Raw genomic sequence first — 25,828 nt, 5'->3', positions numbered from 1 at the left:
TGTAAGACCACGCTGCCCGGCCGCACAGCAAGGCCGCCTCGTTGCGCAGCCTCGAGTTGCCACTCGCTAGGCTGAAAAATCATGACGACACCGAGGTCCGAGTCCCTGCACTGGGTTGTTGCACCTGATTCCTTCAAGGGCAGCGCGAGCGCGAGCGAAGTCGCGCACGCGATCGCGCAAGGAATTCGGAATGCGCTCCCGAGGGCCACGGTGACCGAGCTTCCTTTCGCCGATGGCGGGGAAGGAACACTCGACGCGCTCCTCCAAACCGGGAGCATGACGGAGCACACGGTAGCAACGAGCGACGCCCTCGGGCGCCCCATCACTGCACGTCTCGGCATCGCTAGCGATTCCTCCCTCGCGATCATCGAATGTGCCGAGGCAAATGGGCTCCCTGGTGTGAGCGATGCTCCACTCCGACCGCTCGATGCGACCTCGTACGGCGTTGGAGCACTCGTCCGTGCGGCGCTCGATGCCGGTTGCAGCGAATTGATCCTGTGTCTCGGCGGATCGGCCACCACCGACGGCGGCGCGGGAATGCTGAGCGCACTCGGCGCGAAGTTCCTCGACCGTGACGGCGCGGAGCTCGCGCCCGGTGGTGGCGCGCTGAGTTCGCTCGATCGGATCGACCTGAACGGTCTTGATCCGCGCGTCTTCAGCACGCGCTGGCGATTCGCATGCGATGTCACGAATCCCCTTGTCGGAGAACGTGGTGCAGCGGCAGTCTTCGGACCGCAAAAGGGTGCGAACCCGGAGCAGGTCGAGACGCTCGATAGAGGGCTCTCGGTGTTCTCACGGCTTCTGGAAGCACACAGCACACGAGACCAAGCACTCGACCGCGAGCCCGGCCTCGGTGCCGCGGGAGGGCTCGCCCTCGGGCCGTTCGCACTGTTCAACGCCAGCCTCGAGCCGGGAAGCGAACTCGTCGCCGAAACGCTCGGTCTGCAGGAGCGGGTGGAGAACGCCGATGTCGTCATCACCGGTGAAGGCCGATTCGATGAGCAGTCGCTCCACGGCAAAGTGGTCGACGCGATCCGGCGCTACACCCCAGCGGAGACACCCGTCATCGTCTTCGCAGGAAGCATCACGCTCGACGATGCCGCCCTGCGTCGGCATGGCATCACTGCCGCGTTCGCGACCGCTCGAGGGCCTGCACAACTCGCAGACCTGCAAGAGACAGTGCTGCACGACCTGCAGGCGCTCGGCGGAGATGTCGCGCGATTGCTCAACGCCGGAGCCGCGTTTCGTTCTCCCTGAACAGCCGCGCGCAGCGGATTCGTGCTGGAGCGCTCGGTGGTTGCCTCCGCGAATGCCTTGACGACGGCTGCAGCGCGTTCCGTACGACCGCGCGCGGCGTTCTGTTCGCGATCGCAGAATGGGCTCAGCCCATTTGCACGTTAAGGCTCGCCGCCCACTCACGAAGGACTTGGCGTTCTGCCTCGTTGCAGACGTAGCCGTTGCCTTGACTCTCCGTTCCATTGGTGAGCGACCAGCGGTCGTACACGGTGAGCGCGAAGCAATCTGCCATGACCTCTTTGCTGCCTTGGAAATGGCCCTGCGCGAGGAGGTCGTGGTACGCCCCGGAGTAATCATCAGCGCCGAGGTCGTCTGCGTGCTGGTAGACGTGCGCAAGCTCGTGGGTCACGAGCATCTCGTTCATCCAGACGCTGCCGACCTCCTGCTCCGGCAACAGGTGCACGGTCAAGGGGTCAGAAGCTTTCACGCAGCCGATGTTCTCTCTGCCGGGCGCCGCCTGGGAAGAACACGCAGTGGCTGCGTCCCACTGAATGTCGATGAACCCGTTGCCTGCCGCGTCGACGATGCCCTCGGTCAGCGAACCTGAAGCGTTCGTTCGGCGCGCTTCAGCTTTGGCGATACTCTCCTCGAGTGAAACGCGGAGCGCAGCAGCTCGCTCGGCAATCGGTTTCGCCTCGTAGATGCCGATGGTCGGGTCGTCAGCGCGTTTTTCATCCAGACGGAAGTTCCGAAGATCTGCGACGAGCGGTGCGACAGGGTTTCCCTCGAGTTGCGCCGCGAGTTCGTTGATCCGCGCCTGGTCGGCTCGGAACAGTGCGATCTGCGCTGCGACCCCCGAATCGGTCGTCGCCTGCGGCTGTTGCGGTTGAGGCTGTTGCGGCTGAGGCTGCACGGGATTGCCCTGGGTGCTCGAGGGCAGCAGGGCCGCGCCAAGACCGAATGACATGACGAGGACGACAATGACGAGCGCTGCGACCGCGAGGCATCCACAACCAGCGAACCACCATCCGGCGCTGCTCCGACGCGCAGGCACAGGTGGACGCGCGTGCTGCCTCGGAAAGGCATTGGGAGCGAGGTGCACGGGTAACGCGCCGATGCCCGACGACGCTGCTCTCCCCTGGCCTGGATGATGCGACGTGGACCACTGCGGAGCAGCGCCTTGCTGCTGTGGCACCACGCCTGCCGGATTCACTCCACGGATCCACGCAAGGAGTTCCGGCGAGGCACTGGGGTTGGCTGCAATGGCCGGATGAAGATCCCAGCGTCGCGCCGCGATTTCGGCCAACACCGTCGGTGGCACGCCGAGCGCATTGACCGCTTCTCGATCCGTGTCCCGTGATGGGTTCGCCATACCTTGCTTCCTGGAAATCCCCGGTGACTTCGGGCCCCGGCGCCATTCTCGCAGGTGCTGGGCACCATGCTGGTGATGATCCTGGTGTTCGTCGTGCTCTGCCTCTTCGCGGTGCCACTGCTCCCCCGCAAGGCCGCCGAAATCGACGAATATCGGAGCCGAGTTGACCTCGCCCCTTGGGCGTGCCCCACAGTGGAAGACATGCACATCAATACCCCCACGTTTTCAGCAGGTCGCTTCCGAGCACTGACCGGACTCACCGAGAAGGCGCTCCGCCTCTATGGCGAGCGTGGCTTGATCGTTCCGGTCGAGATCGATGCCTCGACCGGCTACCGCTCGTATTCCGTTCAACAGCTTCGCGATGGGATCGCGCTCGATCTGCTTCGTCGGGCGCGGATCCCCCTCGACGCGCTCGAAATCGACAGTCGCTACCAATTCGACGACCACCGAGCAAAGCTCGCACTCCGCAGAACCCTTGAGGACTTCTACCTCGACCTCGCAGAACGAGTGGTGCAGGGCGATGCCACGGCGCTCACCGTGACAGAGCGTCCTTCCGGCCCAGCACATTGGGTCGGTATCGACGTCCCCTTCGACGTCACCACGCAGACGGACGAACTCGAGGAGACCTTCTCGGGCCTGGCTGCAGATCTGCCAACGCTCGATCAGGCCCTCCTTTCGGCGCTTGGTGCGCAAGAAATCGAGCTGGTCGAGGAAACCTGGACCACGACCGAACAGGACAGCCGAATGTGGATGCGACTCGCTCACCGGGTGGCGGAACCCCTCAGCCAGGCGCAACTCGACGCGGTGCAGCGCGCAGTCGTGACGGACGCAGCGGGCACCGTGCGGGTGGTGGCTGGAACGCTCCCGAGTCGGATCGAACTCGTCTACTCCAGCCCGGAAGAATCACCGATCGACGATACCGGCCTCGCCGACACGACGCTCTCGTACCTTTCGACGATCGCCTTCGCCCAACGCATCGCAGAACAGGGCGGCGACGTGCTGCGCGAATCTGCTCGCCGAAGGGTCGCTTCGACCTCGATGTTCGATCCAGGGGCTGCTCCGATCGATGTCTTCGACATCACCGCGGGTCCGGGTGCTCAGTGAGCATCTCGACCAATCGACTCGCGACAGCCTGATTCCGTCGACACCAGCCCGCGCCACCGCTCAGCGCCGCTCTGCCACCATCTGGCGATACCCCGCTTCGAATGACGGGTACTCGAGCGCGCCGAGCAGCTCGCGGAATTTCGAGCCGTCGAACACGCGCCGTGGGCTGTCGGCGGAGTCTGCGCGAGGAGGGGCGGGCACTCCGAGCTCGCTCGCGATGAATCCGACGACCTCGCCGAGGCTCGCCGGTCGTTCGTCGACCGCGTGCACGAGCGCCGGTGGGTGTGCGCTCAGGAGCATTCGTTCCAGTGCTCGGGCGAGATCGACATCGTGCACGCGGTTCGTCACGCGGCCGAAGTCTGCAGGTTCGCCGGCCAGCACCTTCCGGATGAGAAAGTCTCGCTCCGCGCCGTAGATCCCGGTCGGACGAACAATGAGCGCGTTGAACAATTGCTTCGCGACGGTCTCGCCATCGAGCAGGGTCTGCGATCGCTTCGTGCGCGGCTCGGGGTGCACGAGCTCGGTGATCGGTTCATCGCCATACTCCGAGTCGAAAACACCGGTCGACGAGACGAAGATCGTTCGCGCGGGGATCGATGGCAGAGCACGGCGAAGGTTCTGGAGCGCACGGACGTAGCCGTCGTCGAACGAGGGAGAACCGATTGACGGAGTGATGGTGATCACCATCGCGTCGAACGCTTCGAGCTGATCAGCCGATTCCTGCATGAGATCGAACGGAATCAGTTGCACCCGCGACTCCGACACGTGCGCACTCCGACGCAATCCCGCGACACGAATTCCACGGTCGATCAACCGTTGCCCCAGTTGCGACCCAAGTTTTCCGTAGCCGACGAGCAGCACACTGCGCAGCATCAGGTCATCTCCCGCGGCGTCACCATGTTCCGACATGCGGTCCTCGCTTTCGACACTCCGCATACCCATACCGAAATCGCCCGCGCTCCGAGCCTCACCCGGGCGAAGGATCGGTTCGACGGGATCAGTAGTCAGCCGCCGCAGGGAGCCCGTGATACTCCTCGAGCGTTGCGATCCCGCCGTTGTGCATTGCAGTGGCCGTCTCAACCCCGACGAACCGCAGGTGCCATGGCTCGTAGTGGAAGCCGGTCGTGCCCTGCAGACCATCTGGGTATCGAACGATGAAGCCGTACTGCCAGGCATTGGCTGCGATCCACTGTCCTGCGTTCGTGCCGCCAAAGCACACGTCGAGTCGGCACGCGCCACCCGTGCCCACGACATCGACGGCGAGGCCGGTTTGGTGCTCACTGTGGCCGGGTCGCGCGCTCGTGCGGTCGGCCGAGGCCTGACCGTATTGCGCCACGTAGCCGTTGTACAACTCGGTTTGCCGGTTGAACGAACGGTAGGAGGAGAAGACCAAGACGCCCTCGTTGATCGCAGCGGTCATGCCAGCGTTCAGCTCGTTCAAGGCCGCATCGACTTCTGGCCGAACGCTCTGGCCTCCCGACTGGGAGATCGAGACGGGAACGACATTCGGCACGTAATCCTGCGGGTTGAGCGGGCGCTGCTTGTTGACCACGACACCGAGACTGAGGGCGTCGTCGATCGATCCAGCGTCTGGGGCCGGCGCCGGGGCGGGCTCTTCCGGAGCAGGATCTTCGGGCACGACCGAAACGTCGGGTTCGATCGGGGTCTCCTCGGGCGCTTCGCTGGGGCTCGACTCCGGCGTCGGTGTTGGTGTTGGCGTTGGTGTCGGGGTCGCGCTCGTGGGCGCGGGTGTCGTCGGTTCGACCTCGGCGTCGGAGACGCAGCCGGTGAGGGCGAAGAGCACCGCGCCGGTCGAGACGGCGAGCGCAACTCGCATCCCGCGGAACTTCGAGATTCCGGGTGCGGTCGCTGTGTGGGTGGAATTGGTGCGTGACGCCGAGCTGAGCATAGTGAGCAGTCTAGGTGTCGAAAATGAGAGGTTGCCGACGACGGCAAGCCGCGTCGGAGGGCAAGATTCGGTAGCAGAATTCATTCGGAGGGTGTAAAGTTGCAGTCACTGCAATAATTCTCGCAGTGCAAAGACTCTCCAAGGATGCAATGACTCTCCCTTCAACGCGCGCTCAAGGCGAAACCAAGCCTGCAGCGACACCCGGATTGATGACGAAACAAGAAATCAAACTCGTCATCGTTGGCCTCATGGTCGCGATGTTCCTCTCATCGCTCAATCAGACCGTCGTCGGCACCGCAATGCGAACCATCGCGGACGACCTCAATGGACTGAGTTTGCAAGCGTGGGTCACCACGGCCTTCCTCATCGTCTCGACGATCGTCATGCCGATTTACGGCAAACTCAGCGACATCTTCGGTCGGCGCCCGCTCTTCCTGATCGCAATCGTGCTCTTCCTCATCGGAAGCGCGCTCAGCGCGTTCAGTCAGGACATGATTCAGCTCTCGGCATTCCGTGCCATGCAGGGCCTTGGCGCAGGTGGCCTGATGTCTCTGCCGCTGACGATCATGGCCGACGTGCTCGCACCGCGTGAGCGCGCGAAGTACCAGGGCTACTTCCTCGCCGTCTTCGGCGTCTCGAGCTTGCTCGGCCCACTCGTCGGCGGTCTCCTCGCCGGCTCCGACATGATTCTCGGCATCGACGGCTGGCGCTGGGTCTTCCTGGTGAACCTTCCGATCGGCGTCGTTGCACTCTGGGTCGTGTTCCGTCACCTCCACATTCCGAAGCTCGGCCGCCACGTGCGGATCGACTGGTGGGGTGCCGCGGCAATCGTGCTCGCTGTCGTTCCGCTCCTGCTCGTTGCGGAGCTCGGCCGCACCTGGGGCTGGAGCTCACCCTCCGCGATGCTCTGCTACGCCCTCGCCACGATCGGCACGATCGCCTTCATCGTGATCGAACGCTCGATGGGCGACGACGCGCTGATCCCGCTGAAGCTCTTCCGTTCCTCGACGTTCTCGATGGCGACCATCATCGGCGTCCTGGTCGGCTTCGGAATGTTCGGCGGCATGATGATGATCCCGCTGTACCTGCAACTTGTCGTCGGCGCAGACCCGACGCAGGCCGGCTGGCTGATGCTCCCGATGATCCTCGGCCTCATGATCGCCTCGATCGGTTCGGGTCAGTTGATCTCGCGCACCGGCAAGTATCGGATGTTCCCGATCCTCGGCACCGCACTGATGACGGTCGCCTTCTTCCTGCTCACGCAACTGCACTTCGACACCCCGCTGTGGTTCCTGCTGACGGCAATGTTCGTGCTCGGGCTCGGCCTCGGTCAGCTCATGCAGACGCTCACCATTGCTGCACAGAACTCGGTGAACGCTCGTGACATGGGAGTTGCGACGAGCTCGGCCACGTTCTTCCGTCAATTGGGTGGCACGCTCGGCACCGCGGTCGTGTTCTCTGTGCTCTACACGCGCCTGCCGGACACCCTCTCGGCAGCATTCGCAAAGCCGGAACTCGTCGCGCAATTGCAGACGGCGTCGCAGGACCCGACCGTGCTCGCCGACCCGAACAACGCCTCGATCCTTGCCATTCTGCAGGACCCGAGCAAGATCGGCGACGCACTCAGTGGCGACTCCTCCTTCTTGAACTCCGCCGATTCGCGCCTCACCGCACCGTTCCTCGACGGTTTCGCAAGCGCGACGGTTTCAGTGTTCTTCATCGCAATGTGCGTCGCAGCGGTTGCGTTCGTCCTCTCACTCATGTTCCGCACTCCCCCGCTCCGCGCGAAGAGCGCCATGGCCGAAGCGCTGTCCGCAGAAGCCGGTGGCACTGGGGCGATCGATATTTCGCCAATAGCGGAGGGGGACGGTTCTTCCTTGCGGGGTACAGGTATTGAAACTACTGTGATGACACAAGAAGCATCACCAATTGAGGAGGACACTATGGGTCTCGGAGACAAGATCAGTAACAGTGCCGAAGAGGCAGTCGGTAAGGCAAAAGAAGGCGTCGGCAACCTGACCGATAACGAGCGTCTGCAGGCAGAGGGTAAGGCCGACCAGGCCAAGGCCAACGCGAAGCAGGCTGGCGAAAACGTGAAAGACGCCGCAAAGGACGCCTTTAACTAATCCTCACATTGAGCACGAAAGGCCAGGACGAGCAATCGTCCTGGCCTTTCGTCGTTGCGCAGCACAATGCATGTGCTGCCCCGAATGTCCTAGTAGCCTGAGGCGCTCACGCGGACCGTCTCGTCAGCAACGAGACCGAAGTCGGCCGCCTGCTGCTGGATTTTCTGCGCGCGGGCAAGCCGCGGCAGGTCACTGCCGTCGGTGATCTTTCCACCGGAATCGCGGAAGGCCTGAATGAACGCAACCGCCCAGTTGACGTCTTCCTCGCTCGGGCTCATGCCCTCGTTGATCGTCGCCGTGTGCTCGTGCGTGAGGCAGAGCTTGCCGCTCATTCCCATTGCGTGCGCGTGGAGCGTACCCGCTGGAAGCTTGTCGAAGTCGAGTGTCGGTCCATCGATCGGTGCGGGGAGGCGCGCCGCGCGCGAGGCGATGACCAAACGGCTTCGAGCGTAGGCGAGCGCCAAGGGATCGTCGCTCGTCGCCGTGTCCCGACGGAAGTCGCCGGTTCCGAAAGCGATGCGGAAGGTCGCCGGCGCATTCGCGATCTGCTCCACGTTCTGGATACCGCGCGCAGTCTCGACGAGCGCGAGAATCCGTGTGTCGTCCGGTAGGCGATCTGCCGTGTCGTCGATGTGCGAGGAGCTCTCGCTCTTCGCCAGCATGACGCCCTCAAGACCATCGGCTTTCTTCATCGCCGCGCAGTCGTCGTTCCAGAAGTCGCTTGAAGCGTCGTTGATGCGCACCCAGGCACGGTGGCCGGAGTTCAGCCAGTCGACGGTCGCCTTGCGTGCTGCCTTCTTGTCGTTCGCGGCAACCGCGTCTTCCATGTCAATGATGATCGCGTCGGCGTTGCTCTGCAGCGCGACCTCGAAGAGTTCGGGGTGCGATGCTGGAACGAGCAGCCACGACCTGGCGATCTGTGGCGAAATTTGCGTTGTCATGCTCAGCTTTCTGTCTCGAGTTCGAAATCAACGGTAGCCGGAATCTCCTCGGCGGGCACGCTTCCGTGCGCAACCACTTGCAGCACCGCAGTGCCGTACCGTTCGAGTTTTGATTCGCCGATCCCGCTCACTTGCGCCAGCTCGTCAAGTGACGAGGGTCGTCGCGATGCGATTTCAGCCATCGTGGCGTCTTTGAAGACCACGTATGCAGGCACGTTCGCCGCCTTTGCAACCCCTGCACGCCACTGCCGAAGCTGTTCGAACAGTTCCGCGGCGCCGGGTTCGAGATCGAGTGCCGCTGCCTTGGAGGCGCTGCGAGCGCGTGCTCTCGCCCGCTCGGGTTCAGTGCGGAACAGCACTGCGACCTCGCCCGCGAGCACTGCGGCGCTTGCAGTCGTGATCCCGAGGACACCGTACTCGCCGCGCACTTGCAGCAGGCCGCGCGCGAGGAGCTGCCGAACCACGGTTCGCCATTCGGCCTCGCTGAGCTCGGCTCCGATCCCGAAGGTTCGCAGAGCGGTGTGACCTCGGGCGAGCACTCTCGGAGTTTCCTTGCCGAGGAGGATGTTGATGAGATGTCCAGCGCCGAACGACTGGCGGAACTCGCGATCGAGTCGAACCACCGTGGACAGGAGCTTCTGCGCTGCGATCGTCCCGTCCCAGGTTTGCGGCGGGGTAAGGCAATTGTCACAGTTGCCGCAGGGCTCGCTCGCCTGCCCGAAGTAGGAGAGCAACTGCTGCCTCCGACACGTGATCGTTTCGCAGAGTGCGAGCATGGCGTCGAGATGCAGCGATTGCGCGCGCTTTCGAAACGTGTCGCCCTCGCCCTCTTCGATCATGCGGCGTTGCTGGACCACGTCACCGAGCCCGTAGGCGAGCCATGCGGTCGAGGGCAGACCATCGCGACCGGCTCGACCGGTCTCTTGGTAGTACCCCTCGATGCTCTTCGGGAGGTCGAGGTGTGCCACGAACCGGACGTCCGGCTTGTCGATGCCCATGCCGAACGCAATCGTCGCGGTCATGACGATGCCGTCTTCCTGCAAGAACCGTCGCTGGTGTTCTGCTCTCGTGCGCTGGTCGAGGCCAGCATGGTACGGGAGCGCCTCAATTCCGCGGGACTGCAACCACTCCGCTGTCTTCTCGACAGAGGCACGACTCAGGCAGTACACGATCCCCGCCTCGCCCGGATGCTCCCTCTGGATCAGCGAAAGCAACTGTTGCTTCGGTTCTTTCTTCGGCTCGATCCGGTACTGGATATTCGGCCGGTCGAAGCTTGCTACGAACGCGGTCGCGTCGTTGAGCTGGAGGCGCTCTGCGATCTCACGCCGGGTGTCCGCAGTTGCTGTTGCTGTCAGTGCGATTCGCGGGACCGAAGGCCACCGATCATGCAGCACGCTGAGGTTCAAATATTCGGGCCTGAAGTCATGGCCCCATTGCGCAACGCAGTGCGCTTCATCGATCGCAAACAGCGAGATCTCTGCTCGATCGAGCAGGCTCATCGCGCTCTGCAGACGCTCGGGTGCGAGGTACAACAGGTCGATCTCGCCCGCGAGGACTGCCGTGTGCACTACCTGGCGGTCTTCAGCGCTCTGCGAAGAGTTCAAGAATGCGGCTCGGACTCCGAGTTGTTCGAGCGCGGAAACCTGGTCGTGCATGAGCGCGATCAGTGGGCTGAGCACAACCCCGACCCCGGGGCGGACGAGCGCAGGTATCTGGTAGCAGAGGCTCTTTCCACCACCCGTCGGCATGAGCACGAGGGCGTCGTTGCCTGCGGCAACTGTCGAAATGATCGCCGCCTGCTCGCTGCGAAACTCGTCATAGCCCCAAACGCGCTGCAGGATTTCGAGCGCGCGCTCAGCCAGCGTCGCCGGCGAGGCGTTCCCCGGAGAAATTAGCGTGGCGTCCGGTCGGAGGTTTCGAGCCATTCGGCGAACCCTCGCGTTCCGAGAACAGTGTCTGGCCCAGCAAGATTGGCGCCGTCGCGGAAGAACTTCAACAACTGTGGAGGGAAGGGGCCGTTCACGATCAGGCCTCGTGCTCGCTTCTGATCCCGCCAGATCTTCGCAAGATCTCGCGAAACCTGCACCTTCGGACCAGCGATCTCGACGAGCCCACCGTCAACGGGTTCATCGACCTGGGCGACGATCAGGTCGGCGACTTCACCGGAATCGACGGTTTGGAACCGTGCGCCGAGGAACACAGGAATCGCACCGAGCGCTGCCCCGGCCTCGAAGAAGCTGACCGGAAATTCGTGGAACTGCGAGGCCCTTACCACCGTCGTGTCGAGCGCGGATTCCGCGTAGGCGACCTCCTGGTCTGCCTTCCGGCGGTGATACAAGTAATTGCTGCTTTGAACGCCAACGATCGACAAGACGATCGAGCGTCGAACCCCGGCCTCGACCGCGGCGTCGATCACGTTCCGAGCACCGACAGTGAACACGCGGGCATCGAGCGGGTTTGAGGTGTTCGAAACGTCGATGACGAGTTCGACACCCTCGAATGCTTCGGCGAGGCCGTCACCCAGCACGATGTCGGCAGTCGCGGCGAGCGAGCCTGCAATGCTCCGGCCGGAACGAGAGACCGCGACCGGGGAATGCCCAGCGCGCGCGAGTCGTCGAACGACCTTTCTTCCGATGAGGCCGGTGCCTCCGATGACTGCAATATTCATGATCACCCCTCCTGCAACGGTACAGCGAGAAACCCGCAGAACTGAGTGCAACAGCACCAATTCTGCGGGTTCGTCGAGATGTTTCTATTCTTTGTTCTGCTCGGTCTCTGCGGACACGATTTCAGTTGTGGATGATTCGTCATCGGTATCGGCTGCGGAGTCGGCCTCGACAGATGTCTCAGCGTTCACACCCGAGTCGGCCTCGATGGCGTGACCTGCGTCGAACGAGCGTGCAGTCTCGATCGCGTCGGCGGCCTCGAATTCGTCGTCGACGAAGCTCGCGCTTGCGGGCGTCCCCGTCAGATTGTCGAGCAGGTCGTCGCCAGGGACGACCGGGATCATCGGCGCGGTGATCTCGGCACGCTGCAGCAACTGCTGCATCCGAGCCCGACGACTCGGCGCGATGACCGTAACAACCTGACCGAGGTTGCCGGCACGACCGGTGCGACCGGAACGGTGCATGTAGGTCTTGTACTCGTCTGGTGGATCAGCCTGGACGACGAGCGCAATGTCGTCGACGTGAATACCGCGGGCTGCGACATCGGTCGCGACGATGACATCGACCTTGCCCTTCGTCAACAGCTGCAGGTTTCGTGTGCGACGGCCCTGCGGCAGGTCTCCGTGGAGACTCGTGCATGCGATGCCCGCGTCTTCGAACTGCTCCGCGAGACGCTCGGCGTAGGCACGAGTTCTCGTGAACACGATGATTCGCCCGGGGTTCCGCACGATCTGGTCGAGCACCGCATCCTTGTCGTACCGATCGGCAACGAGCACTCGGTGCTCGATGGTCCCGGTCTCCTGGGTTTCACCGGCGACTTCGTGAATCTGCGGGTTCTCGAGGAACTCCTTCACGAGCGCAGCAACACCCTGGTCGAGCGTGGCGCTGAACAGGAGCTTCTGATTGCCCGGGCGAGTGCGGCGCAGCAGACGCTGCACAGGCTCAAGGAACCCGAGGTCGCACATGTGGTCAGCCTCGTCGAGCACCGCGATTTCAACAGCACCGAGGTTCAGGTGCCCCTGTTCGGCGAGGTCCTCGATGCGTCCGGGGGTGCCGATCAGGATGTCGACGCCGCGACGCAGCGCCTGCACCTGTGATGCCTGGCGCACGCCACCGACCACCGTGGTCGTGAAGATTCCGACGGCGCGAGCAACGGATTGCACGGTGCGGTCGATCTGCATTGCCAATTCCCGCGTCGGTGCCAGGATCAGCGCGCGCGGTGCGCGACCGATTTCGCGACGTTCCGGGCGGTTGCGGAGCAAGAGCTCCACGATGGGCGCTGCAAAGGCGATGGTCTTTCCACTTCCCGTGCGTCCTCGTCCGAGCACGTCGTGCCCAGCGAGTACATCGGGAATCGTCGCGGCCTGAATCGGGAAGGGGCGTTCTGCACCGAGCCCGGTCAGCGCACCGATGATGCCTGCGCCGAGCCCGAGGCTTGCGAAGTCGACACCTTCGATGTCGAGCGCGGAGGTCTCCTTCGCATCGAGCCGATCGAGCACGACGTCGTCTTGTTCGACGAAGGGTTGCGCTTCTTTGCTCGGGTAATAGATCGAGTCGCGGTTCGGCTGCTCATCGCGTTCGTTGCGCTCCGGGCGCGAACGCTCCGGACGGTCGAAGGAACGGGCCGGGCGGCTGTCGCGGTTGAAACGGTCCTCGCGGGCCGGGCGCTCGGTGCGAGCCGGGCGATCGCTCCGGTCGAAACTGCGAGGTGCGCGGTCGTCGCGGGCCGGGCGCTCGGTGCGAGCAGCTGAGCGCGGTGCACTGTCGCTGCGCTCGTAATACCGAGGGGCGCGATCGTCGCGGGCTGGTCGGTCATTGCGATCGCTGCGATCGAATGAGCGTGACCCGCGGTCGTCGCGACCTGAACGGTCGTTGCGGTCGAAGGAACGTGGTCCACGGTCGTTGCGATCGAAGGAACGCGGCGCACGTGAATCACGTGAATCACGCGACGGACGCTCGTCACGATCGAAACGTCGTGGCGCACGGTCGTCACGCGCTGGACGGTCATTCCGGTCGAAGGAACGTGGTCCGCGGTCGTTGCGGTCAAAGGAACGAGGAGCGCGGTCATCGCGACCTGGACGGTCGTTGCGATCAAAGGAACGCGGCGCACGTGAATCACGCGAATCACGCGAGGGACGCTCATCACGATCAAAGCGTCGTGGCGCACGGTCGTTGCGATCGAACGAGCGAGGAGCGCGGTCGTCGCGACCAGAGCGGTCGTTGCGATCGAAGGAACGCGGTCCACGGTCGTCGCGCGAGGGGCGCTCGTCACGGTCGAAGCGACGAGGTGCACGGTCGTTGCGATCGAAGGAACGAGGAGCGCGGTCGTCGCGACCAGAACGGTCGTTGCGATCGAACGAACGTGGTCCACCGTCGTTGCGGTCGAAGGAACGTGGTCCGCGATCGTCACGCGAGGGGCGCTCGTCACGGTCGAAACGTCGCCCGTGGGGCGCGGCGCCGCGTGAGCGGGAGTCTTTTTCGAAAGGACGCCAGTCAGGACGCTTCGATGCGCGGCCGTTGTCACGGTCGTTCGAGCGACCGTGGTTTGGGCGGCTTCCGCCGCGTCGCTCGCGATCTTCGTTCGACCAGCGTTCTTTCTTCGGAGCCTCTTCGCGGTATCCGCGGTGCTTCGGGCTTCGGCTTCCGGATTTCTGCGATCGGGAATCTGAGTGGGCGCGCTCGGGCGACCCATTTGAATAATTGGGCATTGAATCTCTCTGGCGTAAGCGTGCGCAATCGAAGTAGAAATGTACTGATCGCCTGTGGCACGTATGGGATTGTTTCTCCCCCAGCGACTGCTGGTGAATCCGGCCACGAGACACTCACACCGCTTGGCGCGACACCGCGCCGTCTCAAGCCGACCGAACAAGACTAACGCCTCCCCCGGAGAATTACCAGGAGAGGCGCTCGGTCATGTCCCTATTCGCGGGCGTGAGTTCAGTCGAACTGTTGCACGCCGCCACGAATCACGTGACGGCTCCATTCGCGGCCGTCGAACCAGCGAAGTTCGGCTCGGCGGGCGGGATCCGGATACCAGCCAGCAGCGGGCGCTTGCTGCGGAACGTGCTGCTGCGGCACCTGTTGCTGCTGGGCGTACTGCGCCGTCGCATGCTCGAACTGAGTTGGAGTTGGGATCGGCGGAACCGCGCTCTGGGCGCCACCCTGGCCCTGATGCGACTGCAGATTTCCCTGCTGTCCCTGTTGGGGGTACTGGGTGTTCTGGCCACCGAACTGCTGGTTTCCCTGCGCGAACTGCTGGCCCTGATGGCCGTACTGACCTGGCTGGTGTTGCTGGCCGGGCTGTCCGGGCTGTCCGGGCTGGCCGGGCCGTCCCTGCTGGCCCGGCTGACCGGGCTGTCCCTGCTGGCCGAATTGGCCGCCCTGACTGGGCTGGTGCTGCGGTCCGGGCTGGCCGGTCTGCGCGAACTGATTCGGCTGGCCCTGCTGCCCTGGTTGCCCAGGCTGGCCCTGCTGCCCGAAGTGCTCGCCGGGTTGAACCGGCTGCTGAGCAGCGGGGTACTGCTGCGGCTGATTGGGCTGACCAAACGGACCTGATTGGCCCTGCTGACCGAACTGACCCTGCTGGCCAAACTGACCCTGCTGGCCCTGCTGGCCGGACGAGCTCTGCTGGCCGGCCGGATACTGCGGGGCGCTTGCCTGCTGGGCGCTTGCCTGCTGGGCGCCTGCCTGCTGCGCCTGCTCACCGTGCTGCTGCCCCGTGAAGGCCGCCGCACTGCCCTGAGCCGACCCTGCTTCATCGTGGGCCTCAACTCGGTCGGGACCGAATCCTGCTTGACCCGCACCGAACGAAGCGCCACCTTCAGCCGCGTTCACCTTCGAGTCCTGGGGCGATGGGTTTGAAGTAACGACTGGTTCGATGACCGCGCTCTGCACGTCTCCGAAACTGGGAGCGGAGCCGGGCGCTGATTCGGGCACATTTCCCGTAGAGCCCGGCGTTGGTCCGACGGCGGGCACACTCGGCTCGAGTGGATCCTGCTGTTCGCGCGAAACCGCAGGTTCGGCAGCTGCGTCGGATGCTTCGGCTGGAGAAGCAGTTTCGCCCTGGTGCTCTGTCTCTACATCGGAGCGAGATGACGGCGCTGACTCCGGCACTGATTCCGGGCCAAACTCGGAGCCGGGCTCCGAAGGAGATTCAACAGCAGAGTCGCCCTCAACGGAGGACTCGACAGGCTCTGCTGGATTGCCTGCATTGTTGCCGCCGTGCGTTTCCTCGGAGTTGACGGCCGCATGATCGTTCGAACCTGCAGCGGACTCGGGCGCCTCGTCGCTCGGGAAGGGCTCGCCCACCCGTCCATCAGCCTGTTCGGCGAAGGGCATCGGGTTGCCACCGAAGGCAGTCGTCGGGTCCGGAACGGTCGCTGGAATCACACCGGTCTGCGGCGGACGGGTCGCGCCTGCCTGCCGGTCGAGCAGTTGCGGGAACGCACGAGCATCGCGCGCCGCGTAGTACGCCATCGCTGCGTCGGCCGGCCATGCGCCGGTCTGCTGGACGTGGGCGGATTCGTGCTCGTTCGAAGGCGCGTGAAAGGCGATCCGCACGCCCTGATCGGGCGCGACGTTCAGATCAATGCTCGCGACGACTGGCGCTCCCGCGAGGCGTTCCAGCTTCAGGGTTGCCGTGAACGTTCCGCTCGGAACTTCGATCGTGACATCGCCCCAATCGAGCCTGCACTGAGCGCCGGCCAGTTCGAGTGTCGGGGGTTGTGTGAAGTCGCCCGCAGACCCTGCAGGCGCGCTGTTCACAATCAAATAACTCGTCACAACAAGCCTCCTTTATTGGGGACTATTCAACCATCGCGACCTTTGCGCTTGCCGTGAGTTCGCGTCGAGCGATCACGGCGGAAGAGCCCGCGCAGGCCGCGTGGCTTGCGGGCCCGTGCACTCGCGTTCGACCCGGCTCCAACCTCGGCGAGCTCCGGTTCCACCGCCTCGTTCGAGCGAGCTTCCGGCAGTTCCTCGTCGAGATCCGCGTTCTCCTCCGAGCGGAGCCCGAGACCCTTCTTCAATCGACGATTTTCGATCGCTCCCTCGACCACGAGCAGCAGTACCGGCAGCACGATCAGCGTCAGTACGGTCGATGACACGAGGCCACCGATCACGACGATCGCGAGCGGCTGGGAGATGAAGCCACCATGGCCCGTGATACCGAGCGCCATCGGGATGAGCGCGAAGATCGTTGCGGCAGCAGTCATCAGGATCGGGCGGAGTCGACGCTGCGAACCTTCGATGATCGCTTCACGAACGCGCATACCCCGGTCCCGATACTGGTTCACGAGGTCGACGAGCACGATCGCATTCGTCACCACGACACCGATCAGCATCAGCACACCGACCATCGAGGCGACACCGAGCGGGATTCCCGTCGCAAGTTGCAAGAGGATCGCGCCCGTTGCAGCAAATGGCACGGAGACCAGGAGCAGCAGTGGCTGCAGCATGCTCTTGAAGGTCGCGACCATGACGATGTATACGAGCAGCACCGCAATGAGCGCTGCGATCCCGAGCTGGGTCAACGAGTCCGTGATCTGCGTCGCAACGCCACCAATCGAGGCGGTCGCACCGGCGGGGAGTTCGACCGAGTCGATCGCATCTTGCACCGCAGCGGTGGTCGCCGAAACGTCGGCGCTCGCCGGAGTGATGGTGACCGAAGCGTTGCGAACACCGTCCGCGGTCGACACGCTCACCGGGCCCTCGCCCCGTTCGACACTCGCAACCGTCGAGAGTGCGACCGGGCCTGCGGGCGTCGGGATCTGCAGGTTCTGCAGTTCCGCAAGGTCCTCGGGAGTTTGCGATGCTGCGACGGAGATCGTCACCACTCGCCCATCGAGCTGAATTGTGCCGACGTCCTGAGGCTGCATGGCTGCGGCAACAATGCCCGCGACCTGGAGTTCGGAGAAGCCCGCGGCAGCAGCCAGGTCGCGGTCGATCGAAACCTCGACGATCGGCTGCGCCTCTTGCAGGGAGGTCGAAACCTGAGCAACGGTCTCGTTGCCGCGCAACTCATCGGCGAGCGCCAGGCTCGCCTCGGTCAGGTCGTCTGGCGAGGTCGCGGTGATGTCGATCGCGATGTCGCTGGAGGTTCCGAAGCCGCCTCCGCTCGTCGCGACCGTGAAGTCACCGTCGTAGTCCGCGTCTGCGAGTTCTTGACGGATCGTTTCTTGCAGTGCTTCCTGATCGACAGCGGGGTCGGTCGTGACCGAGTAGGTGACGGTGCCGCTGCTGCCGCCACCGGTGAACGCTGCGAAGACGCCGCCGCCGCCGATGCTCGCCTGAACGATCTCGACACCCTCGATCTCCGAGATGGTCGCTTGGACTTCTTCGGCAGCCGCGAGACGCGTTTCGAGGCTCGCCGCCGGTTCGAGCGCCTGATCGACGCTCAAGGTGTTCTGGCCGGAGTCGCCGAGGAAGTTCTGGCCCATGAGCGGCGCGGCTGCAACGCTTCCTGCGAAGACGACTGCGCTGGAGATCAGCACTGCGGCTGGGCGCTTGAGCGTCCAGGTGAGGATCGGCAGGTAGCGGCGTCGGAGCGCGTCTGGCTTCTCGTCTTCTGGTCGGTCGACGATCTCGGCGTTCTTCGGCGCTCGCAAGAACCAGTACGCGAGCACCGGCACGATCGTGAGCGCGACGAACAGCGAACCGATGAGCGCGATGGAAACGGTGATCGCGAACGGTCGGAACAGCTCCCCGGTGATGTCGCCGACGAATGCGAGCGGGAGGAAGACGATCACGGTCGTCACGGTCGAGGCGGTGATCGCGCCAGCGACCTCCTTGACGGCGACGAGGATCGCCCTGCCGCGCTTCTTGTGCAGCGGCAAGTGTCTCTTGATGTTCTCGATGACGACGATCGAGTCATCGACGACACGACCGATCGAGATCGTGAGCGCCCCGAGCGTGAGGATGTTCATCGAGTACCCGGTCGCCCAGAGTCCGACGAAGGTGATGAGCACGGAGACAGGAATGGAGATCGCAGTGACCAGGGTCGAGCGGATCGACATGAGGAAGATCAGGATGACGAGCACCGCGAAGATGAGTCCGAGGACGCCCTCGATCGCGAGCGCCTCAATCGACTGTTCGATGTACGGAGCCTGGTCGAACACGATCGTCAGTTCGACATCTCCACCGAGGCTCTCCTGCAGCTGCGGCAAGAGTTCGGTGACGAGGTTCGAGACATCGACGGTGTTGGCACCGGAGGCCTTCGTGATCGAGATCGTGAGCGCCTGTTCACCGTTCACGAGTGAGATCGAGGTCTGTTCTTCCTGCGTGAGCTCGACGTTCGCAACGTCACCGACCGTGACGACTCCGCCGTCTGGGGCGTTCGCGCCGACGAGCGGAAGGGAGGAGATGTCGTCGACACTGTCGAGGCGTGATCCGAGCTGAACGGTGAGCGTGTCGCTGCCCTCGTCGACCGTGCCGGCGGGAATGAGCGTGCCGTTCTCGTCGATGGCTGTGCTGATCGCCTGCTGGTTGAGGCCAACCGCTGCCAGCGCCGCCTGGTCCGGCGTGATCAGGACGAGGGAACTCTGTGCACCGAGAACCTCTGCCTCTCGAACACCCTCAATGTCTTGCAGGTCGGGCACGGCGATCACCTGGAGGTCGTCGGCGAGCTTCGCCTGATTCTCGCCACCGGTCACTGCGATTTGGATGACCGGGAGGTCGGCGATCGAGCCGGTCAATACCTGTGGCGTCACGCCGTCCGGGAGCCCCTGCATTCGGTTGACGATCTGCTGCACGCGCTGCTCTGTCGTTGCAAGGTTCACGCCGTAGGTGAACTCTGCCGCGATCACACTCGACCCGGAACTCGAGGTTCCCGTCGTGGACACCAGGTCTGGAACAGCCTGCAGCGCAGCTTCGAGCGGTTCGGTGATCTCACTGCTGATGATCTCCGGGGACACCCCTGGGAACGCGGTGATCACCGCGACCTGCGGGAACTCGACGTCTGGCGCGAGCTCGACCTTCAGATTGTTGAGTGCGACTCCACCGAAGATGGCGACACACACGGTGATGAGGGCGATGAGAGCACGGTTTTTGAGGCTGACGCGAGACAAGAGATGCACGTTCCGAGGCTACTCGTCGGAGGGAAACGGCGGGAATCAGAGCGGTGAAGTTCGCTCTTGGCGCAGGATATTGGGAATGAGGGCTTTCGCCAACGACTGCGCGGGTTTCAACTCGAAGGACTCGTTTCGCAAGAGCCATGAGCGAGCCATGAGTCCCGGGCCACCTCCGGGGGACGCATGGTAGAGTGGACCCGGATTTCTCGCAGGTTTTCATGCGATGATGTTTCGACGCATAGACGTCGTCTTGGTGAGGGGGTCCAGCATGGGTCGTGGCCGACAGAAGGCTAAGCACACGAAAATTGCTCGTGAGCTGAAGTCATACAGTCCCACCGTGAACTACTCGGCGCTTGAGCGCGAGCTCGCGGGTGACTCCAACGAGCACGAATACGACGACAAGTGGGCTGACTACGCGCAGTCGAGCGACCAGGAGCACCGCACCGCGTAAGGCGGAGTGCTCTGTGGGCGAGATCGCGATACGCAGTGATCGAACCCCTCGCAGTTTTTTCCATCACGACCGACCTTGGGGGCGGCTCATTGTCGAGCACCGATACCAAAGCAACTGCCGAGCAGGCATCCGTGCTCACTGAGCCAGGGAGCGCGGACGCGGCTGTCGCACACAACGTGCCTCCGTCGACGGCGAAGCCGATTCGGCTCGGTGTCCCCTCGAAACCGCAGGGTTCACTTGGCGCCCATGCGACCGAGGCTGCACCCGTCTTCGAGAAGATCTCCGTCCTCGACCTCTTCAAAGTCGGAATCGGACCTTCGAGCAGTCACACCGTCGGCCCCATGAAGGCGGCGGTCGATTTCGTGCAAATTCTTGCGGCGGCGAACGAAGTCGAGGCGACCGCACGCATTCGCGTCGACCTCTTCGGTTCACTCGGCGCCACCGGAGCCGGTCACGCGACGGACAGCGCGGTGATGCTCGGTCTTTCCGGACTCAGCCCCGAGCATGTCTCCGGCGACGAAATCTCATCGACGCTCGATGCGATCCATTCGACCAACACCCTGCAGCTCGATGGGCGCCAAAGCGTTCCGTTCGCGCCCGACGAGGCGATTGTCCTGCGGCCCCTCACCGTGCGGCCCGAGCACCCGAATGCGCTCCGCATCACTGCCTACCGCGCTGACGACTCGGAGATCGAATCGCACGGCTACTACTCGATCGGCGGCGGCTTCGTCATGCGGCACGATCCGGGCGACGTCCTGAGCCCGGTGCCGGCGGTCGACAGCGACGCTGGCGCACTGCAGTACCCGTTCACCACGGGCGACGAGCTGCTCGCACACTGCGAAGCCACGGGCATGAGCATTCCCGAGATCATGCGCGCAAACGAGCGGGCATGGCGCAGCGATGCCGAAACGACCGCAGCGCTCGAGCGAATCTGGGAGGTTATGCGGGAATGCGTGGCTGCGGGCTGCGCGACCGAGGGCATCCTGCCGGGTGGTCTCGACGTCAAACGGCGCGCAAAAGAATGGCGAGACAAGCTCATCGCCCGCGACGCGGCTGCGCTCAAGGGCGACCCCGATCGCCTCAGCGGAATCGAATGGGTCAACCTGTTCGCGCTCGCCGTCAACGAGGAGAACGCCGCTGGAAGCCGCGTCGTGACCGCCCCGACCAACGGTGCCGCTGGAATCATTCCGGCAGTCATGCTCTACTTCGACCGTTTCGTTCGCCGCGACGACGACGACAGCTGGGCGCTCGATTTCCTGCTGACCGCAGCAGCGATCGGCATCATCATCAAATCGAACGCATCGATCTCGGGCGCAGAAGTGGGTTGCCAGGGCGAAGTCGGTTCGGCCTGTGCGATGGCCGCCGCGGGCTTCGCGCAAGTACTCGGAGGGACCGCACCGCAGATCGAGAACGCTGCCGAAATCGGGATCGAGCACAACCTCGGTCTTACGTGCGACCCGATCAAGGGACTCGTTCAGATTCCGTGTATCGAGCGCAACGCGATGGGCGCGGTGAAGGCGATCAACGCGGCGCGCATGGCAGCGCACGGCGACGGCACGCACTACGTCAGTCTCGACACCGCAGTCGAGACGATGCGTCGAACCGGCGCCGACATGAGTGACAAGTACAAAGAAACTGCGATGGGCGGTCTCGCGGTCGCCTACGTCGACTGCTGAGTAGACGCCCGAATCAGGGTTCGGCGCACCCCGCTCGCGTTCCTGCTCCCGCTCGCGTTTCTACTCCCGCTCGCGTTCCCGCTCCCGCTCCCGCTCCCCCTCCCGCTGCGAGCAATACAGTGCAGACCCCGGGGCTCAGTGCAGACCTTCCTGCAGCGAGGCACCCAGAACACAGCGAAACAGCCCGCTCGCCAAGAGGCGAACGGGCTGTGCAGAGCGATGGGGCGCTCGGTCGCGATTACGTGAAGTCGGTGACCGAGAACACTGCCCAGAACGAGCCGAAGACAAGAACGATGATCACGACGCTCACGAGCCATCCGAGCAGGCAGAGCCCGTTCAAGACCAGGCCGGTGATTGCAAAACCCTTGCCCGTTGGTTCGCGCTTCAGACCCATGAATCCGACGATGAGTCCGGCGATCGGTGCCAAGAAGGTCCAACCGAGGAACACGCTCGCGACACCGAGCACCAGCGAGGTGATGCTGAGTCCCTTCGGCTGCGGCTCGGCGTATCCGTAGCCAGGCTGCTGCGGAGCACCGTAGCCCTGAGGAGCCTGCTGGTACTGCGACTGGTTACTGGGTGGCGGGTAGTTGGTCATTGCGGTGCCTTTCAATAGAAAGCGAAATCAAGAAAACTCTAGTGAGTGCGCGGCAAGTTTTGCTGAATTCCCGGTGAGAACCATTCGCCAGGATGACAAAGGCGAGAGCGCGCAGCAGATCGAACGCTACTGGTGCGAGCCGATCAGTCGAACTGCCCCACCGTCGACGCCCTTCGCGCCTTCGATGAACGAACCTTCCGGACGCGCCTGCGTGGAGACGACGCCGATGCGCCAGCTCGGGATTCCGTGCGCCTCAGCCGAGGAGATGAATCGCTCCACTTCAGCTGCAGGCAGTACCGCGATCATGCCGATGCCGAGGTTCCAGGTTCCTTCAGTGCTCTCGACACTGAAACCGCCGATATCTGCGAGCACCGAGAACACCTCGGGCACGCTCCACGACCCACGGTCGATCTCTGTCCACGAGCCGACCGGAAGGACGCGCGCCAGATTCGCCGCGATACCGCCGCCGGTGACGTGGCTGAGCGAGTGCAAGGTGATGCCCGACTCGATGGCAGCCAGCAGAGCAGCGGTGTACAGACGAGTGGGTTCGAGGAGCACTTCACCCGCGACACCGCCGAGCTCGTCGACATGATCGGTGAGCGCGATTCCACGCTCCGAGAGCACGTGTCGAACGAGGGAGTATCCGTTCGAGTGGAGGCCGCTCGACGACATTGCGATGACGACGTCGCCATGCTGTACGTGCTCAGCGCCGAGCACTGCGTCTGCCTCGACAATGCCGACTGCTGCACCGGCGACGTCGTAATCGTCGACGCCGAGCAGACCCGGGTGCTCTGCGGTTTCCCCACCGACCAGGGCTGTTCCGGTCGCGGAGCACGCGGCAGCGATGCCACGGACGATGTCCGCGATCCGCTTCGGTTCGACCTTGCCGCAGGCGATGTAGTCGGTCATGAACAACGGCTTCGCTCCGACGACGATGATGTCGTCGACGACCATGCCGACGAGGTCTTGGCCAATGGTGTCGTGTCGATCGACCGCCTGAGCGAGCGCAACCTTCGTGCCGACACCATCGGTCGAGGTTGCAAGGAGCGGGCGCTTGTATTGCGCAGCAGCACTCAGATCGAAGAGACCGGCGAATCCACCGACGCCACCGAGAACGCCAGGGCCGTGCGTTGCAGCAACCGCGCTCTTCATGAGTTCAACGGCAAGATCCCCCGCGTCAGTGTCAACACCCGCGGCGGCATAGGGATTTGTCATGGTCTAAGGCTAGCTCGGATTGCTGGCGTGATCGCGCTCGCGGCTGCGCCTCGGACCGAAACTTTTCTGCCACGCAAGAGAATCCAATTGAGAATAGACTGATCCGGGAATCCCCACATCAGATCGGAGCCCTTGTACCGTGTGCGGAATTGTCGGCATCGTCTCGTCAACACTCGTCAACCAGCAGGTGTATGACGCACTCGCTCTTCTGCAGCACCGGGGGCAAGACTCCTGCGGTATTGCAACGATCGATGGCCCGCACTCCTACGTGCGGAAAGCCAAGGGTCAGGTTCGTGAAGCGTTCCGAACCCGTGACATGCGCTCGCTCGTCGGAACGACCGGTCTCGGACACGTCCGCTACGCGACCAAGGGTCAGGCCTCCAGCGAACTCGAAGCGCAGCCGTTCTACGTGAACGCTCCCTACGGCATCACGCTCGTGCACAACGGCAACCTCACGAACACTCGCGAACTCGCGAAAGAGCTGCACACTGAGGACTACCGTCACGTCAACACCGACAGTGACACCGAGATGCTCGTCAACGTGCTCGGGAGCGAACTGCAGAAGCTCGTCGGCCGGAGTTCGCTCGATCACGACCAGCTGTTCGATGCGGTCGAGAATGTCCACAAGCGCATTGAAGGCTCCTACGCGGTCATCGCCGTCATCACGGGCCACGGGCTGCTCGCGTTCCGCGATCCCTTCGGAATTCGTCCGCTCATTCTCGGTCGTCGCGAGCGCGAAGGCCGCGAGGAATGGGTCGTCGCGAGTGAATCGCTCGTTCTCGAAGCCGGTGGCTACGAGGTCGTCCGCGACGTCGAGCCCGGCGAAGCGGTCTCGATCACGGTCGATGGAGAACTCGCAACGCGGCAGTGCGCAGCGAACCCGCAGCTCATCCCCTGCTCCTTCGAATACGTCTACTTGGCGCGGCCTGACTCGATCATGAACGGCGTCTCCGTCTACGAAGCTCGACTTCGCCTCGGTGAGAAGCTGGCCGACACGATCAGCGAGTTCACGCCGAGCGGAGATATCGACGTCGTCATGCCGATTCCAGATTCGTCACGGCCTGCCGCGATGGAGGTCGCGCGCAAGCTCGGGATCGAATACCGCGAAGGCTTCTACAAGAACCGCTACGTCGGTCGAACCTTCATCATGCCGGGGCAAGAGGAGCGGAAGCGTTCGGTGCGTCAGAAGCTCAACGCGATGGGTTCCGAATTCAAGGGCAAGAACGTCTTGATCGTCGACGACTCGATCGTGCGCGGAACAACGAGCCGCGAGATCGTCGAAATGACCCGCCAGGCCGGAGCGAACAAGGTGACCTTCACTTCGGCCGCTCCGCCCGTCCGCTACCCGCACGTGTACGGCATCAACATGCCCTCACGGGCAGAGCTCGTTGCGGCCGGCCGAACGATCCCCGAGGTCAACACGGCGCTCGGCAGCGACTACCTCGTGTATCAGGAGGTCAAGGACATGCACGCCGCGATCACGGGCGGCGCGAACTTCGACCGTCTCGACACCTCGTGCTTCACCGGCGAATACGTCACCGGCACCGTGAGCGACGATTACCTCCGCTGGGTCGAAGCGAACCAGCTTTCCTGACGTTCACCGTTCCTCACGTTCACCCCGGCGAGCAGCTCGGAACTCCACGAATACGGCTGCTCCGAGTGCTCGAACTCGCCCCTGCCGGAGCTGCGAGAGAGAATGAGACATGCGACTGCATTCGACAACACTCGGCTCCGGCCCCCTGCACATCGGCTTGGTCCATGGACTCGGCGCGGAATCATCGACTTGGCAACCACTCATCGAGCGGATGCTCGCTTCGGGGCGCTGTACCATCACGAGCCTCGACCTCCGCGGTCACGGCAAGAGCGAGCGAGCGAAGTCGTACAGCCTCAGCGAATTCGCCGACGATGTCGTTGAGAATCTGCCAAAGGGGCTTCACGCCGTTGTCGGTCATTCCCTCGGGGGCGCAGTGCTCGTCCGGGCAGTCGATCGGCTGCAACCCCACCACGCGATCTACCTCGATCCCGGCTTCGAGCTCTCGCTTCCCACTGCAGGCGCTGCCGGCAGAGCATTCTGGGCAGTCCCCGCGCTGACCCTCGGAGTCGTCGGCGCCCTCCAAGCCCGAAGGTCTTCAAAACAGCGAGCGGCTTACCCTCCTGCGGTCCAAAAGTCACTGCGGCGAGGAAAGTCCCAATTCGACGCGAAGATGGCTATCGGGGTGTTCAAAGAGGTCGCGTTCAATCCCGTGACGCTCGGCCCTCCCGCAGTACCCTCGACGATCGTGCTCTCCGAGGAGTCGCCTGCGATCCTCTCTGACCGCACTGCCGCGGCGCTCGAACAACAGGGCTGGGAGATTCGTCGTTTTCCAGGCGTGCACCACGACATGCATCTCGAGGACCCGGAACGAACGTTCGAGATCATCGACGAGCTGTTGTGATCCTCAACGAGCGCGGCGCTCGCGCAGTCGTCAGGT

19 protein-coding genes are annotated in these 25,828 nt (G+C 63.7%); 7 read left to right on the top strand and 12 right to left on the bottom strand.

The features are described from left to right. Positions 1–81 precede the first annotated feature (81 nt). Entirely contained in the window at positions 82–1,257 is a 1,176-nt protein-coding gene (locus U2H20_RS09365; protein ID WP_430592021.1) for a glycerate kinase, read from the top strand. 124 nt (positions 1,258–1,381) lie between these two features. Here U2H20_RS09365 and U2H20_RS09360 read toward each other — a convergent pair whose 3' ends face one another. Then, complete coding sequence (locus tag U2H20_RS09360; protein WP_430592020.1) at positions 1,382–2,608, bottom strand: hypothetical protein; 1,227 nt, start codon at positions 2,606–2,608, stop codon at positions 1,382–1,384. 66 nt (positions 2,609–2,674) lie between these two features. On the opposite strand from U2H20_RS09360, the gene U2H20_RS09355 reads away from it, so the two are divergent. Beyond that, a complete protein-coding gene (locus tag U2H20_RS09355; protein WP_430592019.1) occupies positions 2,675–3,712 on the top strand; it encodes a MerR family transcriptional regulator in 1,038 nt (345 codons plus the stop codon). A gap of 60 nt (positions 3,713–3,772) precedes the next feature. Here U2H20_RS09355 and U2H20_RS09350 read toward each other — a convergent pair whose 3' ends face one another. Together U2H20_RS09350 and U2H20_RS09345 are read right to left on the bottom strand one after the other, a co-directional pair. Continuing rightward, positions 3,773–4,621 carry a hypothetical protein gene (locus tag U2H20_RS09350; RefSeq protein WP_430592018.1) on the bottom strand — a complete coding sequence of 283 codons (849 nt, stop codon included), beginning with the start codon at positions 4,619–4,621 and terminating at the stop codon, positions 3,773–3,775. Positions 4,622–4,709: 88 nt separating this feature from the next. Further along, positions 4,710–5,621 (bottom strand): M15 family metallopeptidase, encoded by a 912-nt coding sequence (locus U2H20_RS09345; RefSeq protein WP_430592017.1) that lies wholly within the window; start codon positions 5,619–5,621, stop codon positions 4,710–4,712. A gap of 209 nt (positions 5,622–5,830) precedes the next feature. Here U2H20_RS09345 and U2H20_RS09340 point away from each other — a divergent pair, with 209 nt between their 5' ends. Continuing rightward, positions 5,831–7,747, top strand: a complete 1,917-nt coding sequence (locus U2H20_RS09340) for a DHA2 family efflux MFS transporter permease subunit (RefSeq protein WP_430592016.1) — start codon at positions 5,831–5,833, stop codon at positions 7,745–7,747. An 89-nt stretch (positions 7,748–7,836) separates the two neighbouring features. On the opposite strand, the gene U2H20_RS09335 is transcribed toward U2H20_RS09340, so the two are convergent. The 7 genes from U2H20_RS09335 to U2H20_RS09305 all read right to left on the bottom strand — a co-directional run bounded on the left by U2H20_RS09335 (position 7,837) and on the right by U2H20_RS09305 (position 19,426). Next, positions 7,837–8,688, bottom strand: a complete 852-nt coding sequence (locus tag U2H20_RS09335) for an HpcH/HpaI aldolase/citrate lyase family protein (protein ID WP_430592015.1) — start codon at positions 8,686–8,688, stop codon at positions 7,837–7,839. 2 nt (positions 8,689–8,690) lie between these two features. After that, on the bottom strand, positions 8,691–10,613 hold the full coding sequence (gene recQ / locus U2H20_RS09330) for a DNA helicase RecQ (RefSeq protein WP_430592014.1): 1,923 nt from the start codon (positions 10,611–10,613) through the stop codon (positions 8,691–8,693). Next, entirely contained in the window at positions 10,580–11,356 is a 777-nt protein-coding gene (locus tag U2H20_RS09325) for an SDR family oxidoreductase (RefSeq protein WP_430592013.1), read from the bottom strand. The genes recQ and U2H20_RS09325 overlap by 34 nt, the downstream gene beginning before the upstream one ends. Positions 11,357–11,440: 84 nt before the next feature. Further along, positions 11,441–12,853 (bottom strand): DEAD/DEAH box helicase, encoded by a 1,413-nt coding sequence (locus U2H20_RS09320; protein ID WP_430592012.1) that lies wholly within the window; start codon positions 12,851–12,853, stop codon positions 11,441–11,443. Then, a complete protein-coding gene (locus U2H20_RS09315; RefSeq protein ID WP_430592011.1) occupies positions 12,754–14,046 on the bottom strand; it encodes a hypothetical protein in 1,293 nt (430 codons plus the stop codon). The genes U2H20_RS09320 and U2H20_RS09315 overlap by 100 nt, the downstream gene beginning before the upstream one ends. A gap of 245 nt (positions 14,047–14,291) precedes the next feature. Next, complete coding sequence (locus U2H20_RS09310) at positions 14,292–16,136, bottom strand: DUF2510 domain-containing protein (protein ID WP_430592010.1); 1,845 nt, start codon at positions 16,134–16,136, stop codon at positions 14,292–14,294. A 26-nt stretch (positions 16,137–16,162) separates the two neighbouring features. Then, entirely contained in the window at positions 16,163–19,426 is a 3,264-nt protein-coding gene (locus U2H20_RS09305; protein ID WP_430592009.1) for an efflux RND transporter permease subunit, read from the bottom strand. Positions 19,427–19,688: 262 nt separating this feature from the next. Between U2H20_RS09305 and U2H20_RS09300 the strand changes: the two genes are divergently transcribed. Together U2H20_RS09300 and U2H20_RS09295 are read left to right on the top strand one after the other, a co-directional pair. Beyond that, positions 19,689–19,871: a DUF3073 domain-containing protein gene (locus U2H20_RS09300; RefSeq protein WP_430592008.1), complete on the top strand. Its 183-nt coding sequence runs from the start codon at positions 19,689–19,691 to the stop codon at positions 19,869–19,871. A 278-nt stretch (positions 19,872–20,149) separates the two neighbouring features. Further along, positions 20,150–21,547, top strand: coding sequence for an L-serine ammonia-lyase (locus U2H20_RS09295; protein ID WP_430593625.1), 1,398 nt, complete (start codon positions 20,150–20,152; stop codon positions 21,545–21,547). 238 nt (positions 21,548–21,785) lie between these two features. Here the strand turns inward: U2H20_RS09295 and U2H20_RS09290 are convergent, their stop codons facing one another. Both U2H20_RS09290 and purM read right to left on the bottom strand, forming a co-directional pair. Then, the gene (locus U2H20_RS09290; RefSeq protein WP_430592007.1) at positions 21,786–22,142 is read right to left on the bottom strand and encodes a DUF4190 domain-containing protein; all 357 of its coding nucleotides are present in this window, start codon (positions 22,140–22,142) and stop codon (positions 21,786–21,788) included. 126 nt (positions 22,143–22,268) lie between these two features. Further along, positions 22,269–23,357 (bottom strand): phosphoribosylformylglycinamidine cyclo-ligase, encoded by a 1,089-nt coding sequence (gene purM / locus U2H20_RS09285; RefSeq protein ID WP_430592006.1) that lies wholly within the window; start codon positions 23,355–23,357, stop codon positions 22,269–22,271. A gap of 139 nt (positions 23,358–23,496) precedes the next feature. Between purM and purF the strand changes: the two genes are divergently transcribed. Then, complete coding sequence (gene purF, locus U2H20_RS09280) at positions 23,497–24,951, top strand: amidophosphoribosyltransferase (RefSeq protein WP_430592005.1); 1,455 nt, start codon at positions 23,497–23,499, stop codon at positions 24,949–24,951. Between the two features lie 109 nt (positions 24,952–25,060). Beyond that, positions 25,061–25,792, top strand: a complete 732-nt coding sequence (locus tag U2H20_RS09275; RefSeq protein ID WP_430592004.1) for an alpha/beta fold hydrolase — start codon at positions 25,061–25,063, stop codon at positions 25,790–25,792. Positions 25,793–25,828 lie beyond the last annotated feature (36 nt).

The organism is Humidisolicoccus flavus, from assembly GCF_045689595.1.
In the GTDB taxonomy this organism is placed as follows: domain Bacteria; phylum Actinomycetota; class Actinomycetes; order Actinomycetales; family Microbacteriaceae; genus Humidisolicoccus; species Humidisolicoccus flavus.
This window is presented reverse-complemented; position numbering and strand designations above follow the sequence as displayed.

Coding starts and splice junctions, on each gene's coding strand:
- U2H20_RS09365 (WP_430592021.1), top strand. CDS start 82: ATGACGACACCGAGGTCCGAGTCCCTGCACTGGGTTGTTGCACCTGAT.
- U2H20_RS09360 (WP_430592020.1), bottom strand. CDS start 2,608: ATGGCGAACCCATCACGGGACACGGATCGAGAAGCGGTCAATGCGCTC.
- U2H20_RS09355 (WP_430592019.1), top strand. CDS start 2,675: ATGCTGGTGATGATCCTGGTGTTCGTCGTGCTCTGCCTCTTCGCGGTG.
- U2H20_RS09350 (WP_430592018.1), bottom strand. CDS start 4,621: ATGTCGGAACATGGTGACGCCGCGGGAGATGACCTGATGCTGCGCAGT.
- U2H20_RS09345 (WP_430592017.1), bottom strand. CDS start 5,621: ATGCTCAGCTCGGCGTCACGCACCAATTCCACCCACACAGCGACCGCA.
- U2H20_RS09340 (WP_430592016.1), top strand. CDS start 5,831: ATGACGAAACAAGAAATCAAACTCGTCATCGTTGGCCTCATGGTCGCG.
- U2H20_RS09335 (WP_430592015.1), bottom strand. CDS start 8,688: ATGACAACGCAAATTTCGCCACAGATCGCCAGGTCGTGGCTGCTCGTT.
- recQ (WP_430592014.1), bottom strand. CDS start 10,613: ATGGCTCGAAACCTCCGACCGGACGCCACGCTAATTTCTCCGGGGAAC.
- U2H20_RS09325 (WP_430592013.1), bottom strand. CDS start 11,356: ATGAATATTGCAGTCATCGGAGGCACCGGCCTCATCGGAAGAAAGGTC.
- U2H20_RS09315 (WP_430592011.1), bottom strand. CDS start 14,046: ATGGGTCGCCCGAGCGCGCCCACTCAGATTCCCGATCGCAGAAATCCG.
- U2H20_RS09300 (WP_430592008.1), top strand. CDS start 19,689: ATGGGTCGTGGCCGACAGAAGGCTAAGCACACGAAAATTGCTCGTGAG.
- U2H20_RS09290 (WP_430592007.1), bottom strand. CDS start 22,142: ATGACCAACTACCCGCCACCCAGTAACCAGTCGCAGTACCAGCAGGCT.
- purM (WP_430592006.1), bottom strand. CDS start 23,357: ATGACAAATCCCTATGCCGCCGCGGGTGTTGACACTGACGCGGGGGAT.
- U2H20_RS09275 (WP_430592004.1), top strand. CDS start 25,061: ATGCGACTGCATTCGACAACACTCGGCTCCGGCCCCCTGCACATCGGC.